Origin of the sequence: Archangium sp. (assembly GCF_036388035.1) — a bacterium.
Classification (GTDB): Bacteria; Myxococcota; Myxococcia; order Myxococcales; family Myxococcaceae; genus Archangium.
The window spans coordinates 1-12,022 of the sequence record NZ_DASVSO010000736.1 but is presented as its reverse complement, the minus strand read 5'-3'; the positions used below and the strand labels follow the sequence as shown (position 1 = coordinate 12,022).

The 12,022-nt window shown below is 71.2% G+C and carries 9 protein-coding genes; 4 read left to right on the top strand and 5 right to left on the bottom strand.

Features of this window, described 5'->3' with window-relative positions; all coding sequences use genetic code 11:
* Positions 1 to 16: 16 nt before the first annotated feature.
* Entirely contained in the window at positions 17 to 583 is a 567-nt protein-coding gene (locus VF697_RS30250; RefSeq protein ID WP_331100334.1) for a toxin-antitoxin system YwqK family antitoxin, read from the bottom strand.
* Between the two features lie 26 nt (positions 584 to 609).
* Positions 610 to 1,350: a hypothetical protein gene (locus VF697_RS30245; protein ID WP_331100332.1), complete on the bottom strand. Its 741-nt coding sequence runs from the start codon at positions 1,348 to 1,350 to the stop codon at positions 610 to 612.
* 166 nt (positions 1,351 to 1,516) lie between these two features.
* Between VF697_RS30245 and ptsP the strand changes: the two genes are divergently transcribed.
* From ptsP to VF697_RS30230, 3 genes are read left to right on the top strand one after another with little or no spacing between them, the layout of a single operon-like run.
* Positions 1,517 to 4,375 carry a phosphoenolpyruvate--protein phosphotransferase gene (ptsP, locus tag VF697_RS30240; protein WP_331100330.1) on the top strand — a complete coding sequence of 953 codons (2,859 nt, stop codon included), beginning with the start codon at positions 1,517 to 1,519 and terminating at the stop codon, positions 4,373 to 4,375.
* Complete coding sequence (gene pfkB / locus VF697_RS30235) at positions 4,375 to 5,340, top strand: 1-phosphofructokinase (protein WP_331100328.1); 966 nt, start codon at positions 4,375 to 4,377, stop codon at positions 5,338 to 5,340. Before ptsP ends, pfkB begins: the two co-directional genes overlap by 1 nt.
* A complete protein-coding gene (locus VF697_RS30230) occupies positions 5,337 to 7,166 on the top strand; it encodes a PTS fructose-like transporter subunit IIB (protein WP_331100326.1) in 1,830 nt (609 codons plus the stop codon). Before pfkB ends, VF697_RS30230 begins: the two co-directional genes overlap by 4 nt.
* A 4-nt stretch (positions 7,167 to 7,170) precedes the next feature.
* Here VF697_RS30230 and VF697_RS30225 read toward each other — a convergent pair whose 3' ends face one another.
* Positions 7,171 to 9,318 (bottom strand): transglycosylase SLT domain-containing protein, encoded by a 2,148-nt coding sequence (locus VF697_RS30225; protein ID WP_331100325.1) that lies wholly within the window; start codon positions 9,316 to 9,318, stop codon positions 7,171 to 7,173.
* Positions 9,319 to 9,711: 393 nt separating this feature from the next.
* Here VF697_RS30225 and VF697_RS30220 point away from each other — a divergent pair, with 393 nt between their 5' ends.
* Complete coding sequence (locus VF697_RS30220) at positions 9,712 to 9,945, top strand: hypothetical protein (RefSeq protein ID WP_108076015.1); 234 nt, start codon at positions 9,712 to 9,714, stop codon at positions 9,943 to 9,945.
* Between the two features lie 53 nt (positions 9,946 to 9,998).
* On the opposite strand, the gene VF697_RS30215 is transcribed toward VF697_RS30220, so the two are convergent.
* A complete protein-coding gene (locus VF697_RS30215) occupies positions 9,999 to 11,513 on the bottom strand; it encodes a CAP domain-containing protein (protein WP_331100323.1) in 1,515 nt (504 codons plus the stop codon).
* Between the two features lie 2 nt (positions 11,514 to 11,515).
* Positions 11,516 to 11,809 (bottom strand): DUF721 domain-containing protein, encoded by a 294-nt coding sequence (locus VF697_RS30210; protein WP_331100321.1) that lies wholly within the window; start codon positions 11,807 to 11,809, stop codon positions 11,516 to 11,518.
* Positions 11,810 to 12,022 lie beyond the last annotated feature (213 nt).

The following is a 12,022-nucleotide window of genomic DNA, read 5'->3' as shown; positions in this document are numbered from 1 at the left end:
TGAACCGGGCACGGCTTCAGTCCTTCGCGAAGTCACCCTGAGCCTCGACGGAGGACTTGCCGTCGACGTCCCAGTACTTCCACTCCCCGGCCTTCTCGCCATTGGCGTAGTGGCCCTGCGCGGCCAGCGTTCCGTTCGGGTGCCATTCCGAGTAGGAGCCCTGCGCGCGTTGCGCGAGCAGTGTCCCTTCGGCCCACTTCTGCCCGTCCGAGCGCCACGCGACCCACTTCACCTCTTGCGAGCCGGCGGAGTGGACCTCCTCGCGGTTCTTCTGTCCCTCTTCGTAATAGAGGGTCCACGTGCCGTGCTTGAGGCCACCGCGGTAATCGCCCTCGAGCTGCTTCACGCCGGTCTCGAAGTAGCTCACCCAGCGGCCTTCCATCTTGCCGTTGACGTAGCTGCCTTCGGTCTTGAGCGGGCCGTTGGGGTGCCACTCCACCCAACGGCCGTGCTTCTTGCCGTCGGGCTTCGCGCACCATTGAAGGCTCCCCGCCGGTGGCGCGCGGCCATGCAGCCGCGCGTCATCGGGACAGTCACTCGAGGAGCGACGGCAGCCGAGGGCCAGGCCCGCGACGACGGCCAACGCGACGAGCGTCTTGGGAAAGGGTGCTAGTAGCAGGTGCCAACCCCGCTGCAGCTGCAGTTGTTGCCCGCGAACGAATAGTCGTCCGAGGCGGCCGAGAAGCTGCCCAGGCCGTAGTCGTGCTTGGCGCAGTCCTGCGTGTACGCCGTCGAGCCCACGCACGCGGGGGTGCTGGTGATGCCGCAGCCCTGGCCGCAGCGGCCCTTGCAGCCCTGGCCCGAGCCACCGGTGCAGCCGCAGCCCCGGCCGGCCTGGCGGGTGTAGCCGCCGATGTTCTGGCTGCCGCAGGTGCAGGAGATGTGGGTCCAGCCGCGCGCCGAGACGTACTGGTACGCCGAGAGGGGCTCGCCCACCGGAACGATCTGCATGAAGCTCGTCTGGCGCACCGCCACGTCCTCGATGCGCGTGCGCGCGTCCTGCTCCGGCACGGCGTTCGAGACGCCCTCGAGCAGGTGGTTGATCAGCTGGGCCTGCGCCGCATCGAGCGGGCTGCCGCTCGGCATGAACTTGCCGACGCCCTGGTTGTAGTCGATGTGGAAGCCGACGACCGGGTCACCGAAGTCGTAGGTGACCTCCACGACGTTGGCCGAGGTCTCCACCGCCAGCATGCGAACGGACGCGCCGCCCGAAGCGTAGGTGGCCTCGAGCGTGGTCGCGTCGTGCTTGAGGAGGGCGAAGCCTTCCGCCTCGTCAACGACTTCCGCCGGTCCGTTCGAACAACCCACCGCCATCACCACCGTGAGGGCACACAGGAAGAGCTTCTTCATCTCGATCTCGATTCCGCTTGGCTGGTCAGCGCACAGGAAGCGGGCGAGATGATAGGAGAGCATCCGCCTATAAGGCAACCTGAAATTCAGGAAACCTGAGAAAACCGGTGCGTCGCCCTCTCTTCGGCAAGCGGATTGTTAGCTTCGCTGGAGGAGGTGCAACGGGATGCTGACGCTGACGCGGGACGACGTCCGGCTCGGCTGCCGTGCCGCGGACTGGCGTGCGGCGCTGGAGCAGGCCGCCGAGGCACTCGTGCAGGCCGGCCGTGTCTCGGCCGAGTACCGCGAGGGCCTGCTTGCTCGCGAGGCGCAGTCCTCCACCTATCTCGGCCACGGCATCGCCATTCCGCATGGCACGCCGGAGAGCCGGCGCCACGTGCGCTCCACCGGCGTGCGCGTGCTTCAGTTTCCAGAAGGCGTCCCGTGGCACGACGGCTCCCGGGTGAACCTGCTGGTGACGATCGCCGCGCAGTCCGACGAGCACCTCGACATCCTGCGCCAGCTCACGCACGTGTTGGATCGCGAGGGCGTGGCCGAGACGCTGGCGGGAGCGAAGAACGCCGACGAGGTGATCGCGACGCTCTCCCGCATGCCGGTGATGGCGAGATTCGACTCGGAGACGCTCTGTCTGGGCCTGCCCGCCCGAGACCGTCTGGAGCTGGCCCTGGCCGCCGCGGCGCGCCTGCGCCATGTCGGCTGCGTGGATGCGAGCTTCGTCGCGGCGATCGCCGGACAGCAGCCGCTGGCGCTGGGGCAGGGGCTCTGGCTCGTGTTCGGCACTTCCGGCGTCAAGACACCGGCCCTGTCGCTGGCGACGCCGGAGCGGCGCTTCCGGGATGACGCCGGAGATGTCGTCGGGGTCTTCTGTCTGGCGGCCCATGGGGACGCGCATCGCTCCCTGCTCGTGCGTGTCGACGAGCTGCTCGCACGTGGCGAAGGCGAGCGGCTCGTGGGCCTGCCCGCGGATCAGATCCTGTCGCGGCTGTCCGGCGAGTCCGCCCAGGCCGAGACCGCCCGCGTCCGGGTGCGCAATGCGCACGGCCTGCATGCGCGGCCAGCCCGGGAGCTGGTGCAGGTGGCGCGAGCGCAGACCGCGCGCATCCGCGTCCGCCTGCTCGAAGGCAATGGCGAGGCGGTCTCCGCGACGAGTCTGACGAAGATCCTCGGGCTCGGCGCGCGGCGGGGCCAGACGCTGGTGTTCTCCGCCGAGGGAGAGGGCGCCGCCCAGGCCCTCTCGGCGCTGGTGGAAGCCGTGCGGGGAGGACTCGGGGAGCCGGTGACGCCGCTCGAGGAGACGCGCGAGGAGGTGGCTCCCCGCGTCACCCGGGTGGTGGAGCCGGTCGTCGCGCCGGTGCCCGACGAGCCCCTGACGGCCGTGCCGGCCTCGCCGGGCGTCGCGATCGCGCCTGCCTACGTGCTGCGCCTGCCGGACTTCCATTACGCCGAGCGGGCGGACGACGCCGCACGGGAGCGCGAACGGCTCGTGAAAGCGCTCGACGGCGCCGGCAAGCAGCTCGAAGCACTGGTGCAGCGGGCGGTCGGTGGGGAAGTCGCGAAGATCCTGTCGATCCACGCGGAGATGCTGGAAGACCCGGGGCTGCGCGAGGCGGCCAACGAGGCCATCGGCGAAGGCGCGTCGGCCGAAGCCGGCTGGTGGCGCGCGATCGACACCGCGGCGCGCACGCAGGAGGCCCTCGCCGATCAATTGCTGGCCGAACGCGCCGCGGACCTGCGCGATGTGGGCCGCCGCGTGCTCGGCCTGCTGTGCGGCGTCGAGATGCCGATGCCACCAGAGCAGCCCTACATCCTGGTGGCCGATGATGTCGGGCCGTCCGACGTCGCGCGGCTGGATACGGCGAAGGTGCGCGGCATCGTCACCGCGCGCGGCGGAGCCACCTCGCACAGTGCGATTCTCGCGCGGGCACTCGGCATCGCCGCCGTCGTGGGGGCCGGCGAACGCGTGCTGGCGTTGACCACCGGCGTCGAGCTGATCGTCGATGGGGAGAGCGGGCGCGTCGTCTCCGCTCCGAGCCTGGCGCGCCGTCAGCGCACCGAGCGACGCATCGAGGAGCAGGAGGTGCTGAAGCGGGAGGCCTACGCCCGGCGCCACGAGGAGGCGCGCACGCGCGACGGCCACCTGGTCGAAGTCGCCGCGAACCTCGGCAACACCGCGCATACCGCCGATGCCGTCGAGCGCGGAGCCGAGGCGATTGGCCTGTTGCGCACCGAGTTCGTCTTCATGGTGCATCCGCAGGAGCCGGACCTGGGGACGCAGATCGCCGAGTACAGCGAGGCCTTCGACGCGCTGGCGGGGCGCCCGCTGGTGGCGCGTACGCTCGATGTCGGGGGCGACAAGCCGCTGGCGTACTGGCCGATGCCGCGGGAGGAGAACCCGTTCCTCGGCTTGCGCGGCATCCGTCTCACGCTGACGCGGCCGGAGGTGCTCGAGACGCAGCTCCGTGCGTTGCTGACCGCCGCCGGCACCCGCCCGCTGCGCATCATGTTCCCGATGGTCAAGGACATCGAGGAGTTCCGCGCGGGCAAGGCCATCTTCGATCGCGTGCAGGCCGAGGTGAAGGCGTCCGACGTCCAGCTCGGCGTGATGATCGAAGTGCCATCCTGTGCGCTGCTCGCGCCCACGCTCGCGAAGGAGGCCGACTTCTTCTCGATCGGCACGAATGATCTCACCCAGTACACGCTCGCGATCGATCGCGGCCATCCGCGGTTGTCCGTGCAGTCCGATGCGATTCATCCGGCCGTGCTGCGGCTGATCCGTCTGACGGTGGAGGCCGCCCATGCCGAGGGCCGCTGGGTCGGGGTCTGCGGCGAGCTCGGCTCCGATCCGCAGGCGATCCCGGTGCTGGTGGGCCTGGGGGTGGATGAGCTGTCCGTCAGCAGCCGCCGCGTGCCGCTGGTGAAGGCCGCCATCCGCGAGCTGACGTTGCCTCGGGCGCGGGAGCTGGCCGAGCTCGCGCTGAGACAGCCGACCGCCGCCGCGGTGCGTGAAGCCCTGGAGGTGGCCTGATGGCACGGGTCCTCACGGTGACGCTGAACCCCGCCCTGGATCTCGCGATCCGCGTCGGGCCGCTCCGGCTCGGTGAAGTCAACCGCACGGAGAGCACTCGCATCGACGCCGCTGGCAAGGGCATCAACGTGGCGCGCGTCCTCCGGAGGCTGGGGCATGACGTCACCGTCTCGGGCCTGCTCGGCGCCGACAACGAGACGGCTTTCCTGCGGGCCTTCGCCGCTTGCGGACTGCACGACGCGTTCATCCGGGTGCCGGGCGAGACGCGCATCAACGCGAAGCTCTCCGAGCCGGACGGGCGTGTCACCGACCTGAACGGCTCGGGCCCGCGGATTCCGGCGCACTCCCTGGAGGCGCTGACCGAGCGCCTGTGGACGCTGTTGCCGGGACTCGATGCGATCGCGATCTGCGGCAGCCTGCCACCGAACGTCACGCCGACGCAGCTCGCCGAGCTCGTCACCGTCATCCGCCAGTTCCGGGTGCCGGTGTGGCTCGACACCAGTGGCCCGGCCCTGTTGGCGGGTCTGGCCGCGCGGCCCACGGGCGCCAAACCCAATGAGACCGAGCTGGCCGAATGGGCCGGCCGCCCGCTCGACACTCCCGAAGAGCGTCTCCGAGCGGCGTTGCGGCTCAATGCCGAGGGCGTCGATGACGTGCTGCTCTCCGCCGGCGCCGAGGGGGTGATCTGGGCACGGCGCGGCACCGCGCTGATGGCCGCATCGCCACGGGTTCAGGTGGTCAGCACGGTGGGCGCGGGCGATACGCTGCTGGCCGGCACGCTGCACGGTGTCCTGTCCGGGTGGCCCCGTGAGCGCGGCCTGCGCTTCGCGACGGCGCTCGCCGCCGAGTCCGTGCGCCACATCGGCGTCGGCGATCCGGATGCCACGGATTTCGAGCAGCTCCAGCAACAAACCGAAGTCCGCGGACTGACCGTGGACCCTCTCCCCGGGGAGACGCACGGATGAACGTGATTGTCATCACGGCCTGCCCCAGCGGGGTGGCCACGACTTTCCTGGCCGCTCGCGGGCTCGAGCGTGCCGCGGCGCGGCGGGGTTGGACCACGGCCGTGGAGATGCACAGCCGGCTCGAGCCGCTCGTGCCCGTCGACAGGGCGAAGCTCGATGCCGCCGACCTGGTGATCGTCGCGGCGAGCGCACCGGTCGATCTCGCGCGGTTCGTCGGCAAGCGCGTCTATCAGGCGCCGATCGCCCAAGCCCTGCCGGACCCGGACGCCTTCCTGAAGCGCGCCGAGAGCGAGGCCAGGACGCTGACCTCGGCTGCCAGCGCCCTCGAAGGGGCACCCGCGACGCCCGTGGCGCGGTCGTCCGCCCCAGGCGAGAAGAAGATCGTGGCCGTCACCGCCTGCCCGACCGGCGTGGCCCATACGTTCATGGCGGCCGAGGCGCTCACCCGGGCCGGGAGCGAGCTGGGGCATCCCATCCGCGTCGAGACGCGGGGCTCGGTGGGCGCGCAGAACGCGCTGACCGCGGAGGAGATCCGGGACGCCGAGGTGGTGATCCTCGCTTGCGACATCGAGGTGGACTCCTCGCGGTTCGTCGGCAAGCGCGTGTGGCGGACCTCCACCGGTGTCGCGCTGAAGAAGTCCGGTCAGACGATTCACGATGCACTGGAGAAGGCGCAGGTCCTGGGCGGCGAGGCGGGCCGTCCGGCGGCTTCAGGCGGCGCGAGCGGGCAGGGTGATCGGCGAGGGCCCTACAAGCATCTGCTGACTGGCGTGTCGTTCATGCTGCCGATGGTCGTCGCGGGCGGCCTGCTGATCGCGCTGTCGTTCGTGTTCGGCATCGATGCCTTCAAGCAGGAGGGCACGCTGGCGGCGGCACTGATGCGGATCGGCGGCGGTACGGCCTTCAAGCTGATGGTGCCGCTGCTCGCCGGCTACATCGCGTACTCGATCGCGGACCGGCCTGGACTCGCACCCGGAATGATTGGTGGGTATCTGGCGAGTGAGCTGGGGGCGGGGTTCCTCGGAGGCATCGTCGCCGGCTTCGTCGCGGGCTACGCGGCGCGAGGCCTGAGCCGCTACGTCAAGCTGCCGACCAGCGTGGAATCGCTGAAGCCCATCCTGATCATCCCGCTGGTGGCGAGCCTCATCACCGGGCTGGTGATGATCTACGTCGTCGGTACGCCCATGGCGGCGATCATGTCCTCGGTGACGGGGTTCCTGAGGAACATGAACTCGGGCAACGCGATCCTGCTCGGACTGCTGCTCGGCGCGATGATGTGCTTCGATCTCGGAGGTCCGATCAACAAGGCGTCCTACACCTTCGGCGTCGGTCTGCTGTCGGAGGGCGCCTACGGACCCATGGCCGCGATCATGGCGGCCGGCATGGTGCCGCCGATCGGCATGGGAATCGCGAGTCTCCTCGCCCGGGCCAAGTTCTCGGAGCCGGAGCGTGAAGCGGGCAAGGCGTCCCTGGTGCTGGGCCTGTGCTTCATCTCCGAAGGCGCGATTCCGTTCATGGCCAAGGACCCGCTGCGCGTGATTCCGGTGTCCATGATCGGCGGAGCACTGACGGGCGCGCTGTCGATGTTCTTCGGCGTGCAGTTGATGGCCCCGCACGGCGGACTGTTCGTGCTGCTCATCCCCAACGCCGTCAACCACGTGCTGCTGTACCTGCTGTCGATCGTCGTCGGCTCGCTGGTCGTCGGCGTCGGCTACGCGGTGGTGAAGACGGGCAAGGTCGAGCTGCCGGACGCGACGCCACGACCCCAGAGCAAGCCCTGGGGTGTGGGCACCGGGAGCGGCCACGCGCCGGCCGAGTCGAGCTGAGCTGTCAGAAGCTCACGCCCTGGGTGGCGGGCGCGGGCACGGTGAGCGACAGCCGCTTGGGCGCGGCGTCCTTCCCGTAGAAGGACTGGTAGAGGTACAGGTCCGCCAGCACCTGCTTCACGTAGCCGCGCGTCTCGCGGAACGGAATCTCCTCGACGAAGAGGTCCAACGGCAGCGAGCCCTTGTCCTTCACCCATTTCACCGCCGCGTCCGGGCCGGCGTTGTAGGCCGCGGCCGCGAGCGCCGGGTGCGAGAAGCGCTCCATGAGCTGCGCGAGGTACCACGCCCCGTAGCGGATGCTCAGCGAGGGCGAGAACAGCTCCGCGGGCGCCGGCTCCGGCTCCGAGAGCTTCCTCGCGATGGCCCGGGCCGTGGGCGGAATCACCTGCATGAGCCCACGCGCGTCGGCGGCGCTGGCCACCTCGGGGCGGAAGGCGCTCTCGCGGCGCATGATGGCCCACACGAGGAAGGGGCTCACCTGGTAGCGCGTGGCCTCGCTCTCCACCGCGTTGGCGAAGGCGCGAGGGTAGAAGGCGGCGAGCGCCTCGGGCACCCGAGCCCCGAAGGCCCGGCCCCACAGGTGCCTCGCGGCCACCGCGTGCGCGTGCCCGTACTCGCCCAGCCGCAGCAGCGCGTGCGCGAACGTCAGCGCCTGCTCCTGGTTGCGGATGCGCGAGGTGCGGGCCTGCACCTCCTCGGCCGCGTCGCGGAACAGCCCCGCCTCGGTGAGCGCCACCGCCAGCTTCAGCTCCGCCGGCACCTCCTGGGCCTCCACCTGCTTGGGGGCCTCGGGGAAGGGCGGGGGCGGCTCGCGGCCCAGCTCGCGCAGCCGCTCGGAGGCGAGCAGCGCGTAGTACGAGCTGGGCGCGCTGGTGATGACGGACTCGTACCCGGGCCCGGTGACGTCCGCCTTGGCGCCCTCCAGCTCGTGGCTGCGGGCCGCCCAGTAGCGCGCCTGCGGCACCAGGCTGCTGCGCGGGAAGGCGTCCACCAGCGTGTCGAGCGCCTCGCGCGCCTTGCCGTACTGCTCCAACCGGATGTGGGCCAGCGCGCGGTACCACATGGCCTCGTCGCGGCGCCGCGAGCGCGCGTGCCGCTGGTCGAAGGCCGCGAAGGCCTTCACCGCGTCCTCGAAGCGCCCGGCCTGCAAGTCGAGCCAGCCCACGTAGTAGCCCGCGTCGTCGGCCACTTCCTCCTTGGGGAAGGCCTTCTCCACGGCCGCCATCAGCTTGCGCGCCGTCTCGTTGTCGTCGGCCTTGAGGGCACGGCGCGCGGTGACGTAGGCGGCCTCGGCGGCCACCTTGGGAGGCCCCTGGCGCGCCACGGCCAGCGCCTGCTCCGCCTCGTCCTTCTGTCCGGTGGCGTAGAGGGCCTGGGCGCGCACCAGCGCCACCTCGGGCTTGTCCTGCTTGCGCACCAGCTTGTGGGCCTCGGCCTTCTCCAGCTCCTCCAGCGTGCGCTTCGCCGCGCCCGCCTCCAGCAGCCCGCGCGCCCGCTGCAGGGACTCGGCGAGCGTCAGCCGCAGCGGCGGCTTGAGCGCCTCGAGCTTCGCCAGCGCCTCGTCCGCGTACGGGTGGGAGGGGTAGCGCAGCGCCACCGCCTTCAAGTCCGCGCGCTCACCCGGGGCATTGCCCACCGCGGCCCGCGCCTGGGCCCGCTGGTAGAGCAGCTCCGCCGAGGCCTCCTCGTTGGCGGCCGTCTCCAGCACCGGGGCGGCCTCCGCCGCCTTGCCCGCGGCCAGCAGCGACTCGCCCAGCCGGGCACGCGCCCGGGGCAGCAGGGCCGGCGAGGCCTTCTCCACCGCCCGGCCGAAGGCCGCCGCCGCCGCCGCCGCGTCCCCGGCGTAGAAGTGCGCCTGACCTTGGTAGTAGGCCAGGAAGGGCTGGAGCGGCTCGGAGACGCGGGCCCCGGTCAGCAGGGTGCGAGCCTCCGCCACATCCCCCTCGGCCAGGGCCAGGGTGCCGGCGAGCAGGGAAATGCGGCCGGAATCCGGGCACTTGCTGGCCGTGCAGGCCTCCAGGTCCTTGCGGGCGAGCGCGCGGGCGTCGTCGCGGTGCAGCCGGACGGACTCCAACGTCGCCGAGGACTGTGCCCCCGCCACTCCCGAGCCCAACACCACCGTGAGCAGGCCCGTCCCGGTCCACCGCCGCATGTGCATCTCCTTTGACTTTGAACGGAGGACTCCCAACGGAAGCCAGGAAACGTCCATTCCCACCCTCTCCGTGCATCAGCTGAACTTCTGCCCGACCCGGGGGTGGTTTGACAGCCGGGCCAACAAGCCCTAGATCGGCCCCCGCCACGGCAGGTCGCGGCTGTTCACCAGTGGTCGATAGATGTCCTGGGAGCACCCGTGAAATGGGTTTTACTTGGCGTTAGCGGTCCTGGCCCGTTGCGTCAAAAGGGGGCGCTTCAATAGGTTGCGCAGCCGTTCCTGGTTGCATGACCTGAAAGGTCGCCGATGAGGCACCTATTGCGCTCCGGGCCGTTGTCGGCCCCATGCGTTCGGGGGGGAAACACAGCTCTACTGGGAGGGCTCCGTTCCATGCTGAAGCCGTGTCCGACTGATTTGCCGCAGACCATCAACCCCGAGGCCGGGCCCAAGCGGGCCGGCGTCGAGACGCATCGCAACCTCAACTGCAACTACTACGACAACTGCCTCGATGAGGCGGTGCGTCGGGGGTGGCAGTCCTTCACCTGCGTGAAGTGCCCGATGAACCAGCAAGTGGCTCCGCCGCAGATGGGCATCGAGGCCTACGCCACGCAGCGCCGCGCCATCTAGGGCGGTACGTCGCGCGCGACTCAGGCTCCCGGCTGGCTGGCCGGGAGCCACGCTCAGCGCGTGGCGGCGTAGATGATGACCAACCAGTACTGTCCCTTCCCGTAGGTGCGCGAGTCGCCGCGGACGGCGCCCACGCCCACGGTGGTGTTCTTGCGGTCCCCGAGGCTCTTGGAGTCCGGGAGCAGGGAAGGGCTCTCCGTCACGTAGAAGTCCACCGAGGCGCTCCGGGCTTCCTCCAGGGTGCTGAAGACGCGGTCGTGCACCTTGGAGCCGGGCAGCTGCACCTTGGGCTGGTCCAGCGCGAGCGCGCGCCGGGCATGGTCCAGGGCGATGCGCTCCAGCACGGGGTTGCGCTCCAGCGGGGGCAGGCCGCGCGTGGCGCGGTGGCTGGCCAGCGCCTTGTAGGCCTCCTCGAGCGGATCCACGGGCTCGCTGACGGTGGCGGCGCCATTGGAGGCGAAGACCTCGGTGAGGAGGACCTGGTCGCGCCCGTCCACCTGCTGGAAGGCCACGCCGATGCCCGCGTGGGTGTACTGGACGCCGAGCAGGTTGCTGCGGTGGCCAGGGCTGTGCTCGATGCCGAAGTGGGCGGCGAGGGGCCCGGAGGCCAGCCCGAGGTTCTCACCGGCGGTGCGGTAGCGTTGGCCGGAGACGGCGGCCAGACGGCCGCGCAGGTCCGAGCCGTCCGGGGCCACGTGGGCGAAGAAGCCCTCACGCGCCATGCGCTCGCTGTAGGCCTGGGCCACGGTGGTGAGGGTGTCGTCCAGCGCGAGCTCCTGGGCCCCGTGGGCGCGGCGCAGGGCGTTGATGCGGGCGAGCACCGCGACGCGGGCGGCCTCCACGGTGGTGGGCTCCACCACGCGCTCGCGCTCGCCCTTCTGGCGCGAGGCGCCCACGTCCACGAGGAACAGGGCCGCCACCTCGGGTCCCTTGTCGCCGCGGCCGATGAGCTCCACCGTGTAGCGGCCCTCGGTGGGGAAGAGGAGCCGGGTGCAGAAGGAGGGGCCCGACTCGCGGGTGAGGGGAGGGCGCTCCACGCCGCCGTCGGGGCGGGTGACGTAGACCTCGGTCCAGCGCAGGGGGGGCACCAGCTCGCCGCACAGGCTCTGGCCGAGGCCGGGCTTGTCGAAGGAGCGGGGGAAGCGCTGCAGGATGGCCTTGCGCTCGGCGAGCAGCACGACGATGGAGGCGCGCTCGCCCTGCACCGCCACGCCCACGCCCACGTGGGAGGCGGGCTCCTGGTTGAAGTCCTTGCGGTCGAGCAGGGTGCCCAGGGCGTGGTCCCGGGCCCAGGCGCGGATGACGTAGGAGCGGGGGCTGGGATCGGCCCCGCCCGCGTCGCTGAGGGCCTGGGTGAGGGCGAGCAGCTCCACCGCGCCCGAGGGGCTGTCATCGAGCGCCGCCTGGGCCAGGGTGCGCGCGGCCTGGGAGAGCGCGGGGTCCACCTGGGGGGCGCGCCGGCCCACCCGCTCGAACTCCTGGAGGAGGTGGCGCTGGGCCTGCTGCTCCATGGAGCCGGACGTCAGCGGGGTGGCCGCGAGCAGGGCACTGAGGGCGAGGACGAGCATCGCTACTCCAGGCGGAAGGTGAGGGCGGACACGGCGCCCGCTCCCAGTCGGGCGTTGAGCTGCTCGCGCAGGGTGGACTCCTGTCGGGACAGGGTGTGCGCCCACTCGGCGCTGCTCACGGTGACCACCAGCGTGCCCCCCTCGAGGGTGTAGGGGCGGGTGTGTTTGGAGATGTGGGCGCCCACCGCGGCGTTCCACACCGGGGTGAGGGTATCGGCCTTCCCGGACTGCTCGGCCAGACGGGCCAGGACGCGGGGGAGGAGGTGCTCGAGGGTCTGCGGTTCGCGCCGGGCCATGGAGGGGCCATCATCGGCCGGGGCGGGGGGAATGCCAACGGGCGAGTGCAGGGCAGGACTGTCGTGGATTGGTGGGGAGACGAACGTGCAACCCCTCGGAATCCGGACCCGGCATGAAGCTGGCTAGGGGGATGTGTCCACCCCCCGCTTGACAAGGTCCGAGGGGAGCCGCTTCCCTCCCCCCTGACTGGAGCCGCCGATGAACCCCCCCCT

Coding starts and splice junctions, on each gene's coding strand:
- ptsP (WP_331100330.1), top strand. CDS start 1,517: ATGCTGACGCTGACGCGGGACGACGTCCGGCTCGGCTGCCGTGCCGCG.
- VF697_RS30215 (WP_331100323.1), bottom strand. CDS start 11,513: ATGCTCGTCCTCGCCCTCAGTGCCCTGCTCGCGGCCACCCCGCTGACG.
- VF697_RS30230 (WP_331100326.1), top strand. CDS start 5,337: ATGAACGTGATTGTCATCACGGCCTGCCCCAGCGGGGTGGCCACGACT.
- pfkB (WP_331100328.1), top strand. CDS start 4,375: ATGGCACGGGTCCTCACGGTGACGCTGAACCCCGCCCTGGATCTCGCG.
- VF697_RS30210 (WP_331100321.1), bottom strand. CDS start 11,809: ATGGCCCGGCGCGAACCGCAGACCCTCGAGCACCTCCTCCCCCGCGTC.
- VF697_RS30245 (WP_331100332.1), bottom strand. CDS start 1,350: ATGAAGAAGCTCTTCCTGTGTGCCCTCACGGTGGTGATGGCGGTGGGT.
- VF697_RS30225 (WP_331100325.1), bottom strand. CDS start 9,318: ATGCGGCGGTGGACCGGGACGGGCCTGCTCACGGTGGTGTTGGGCTCG.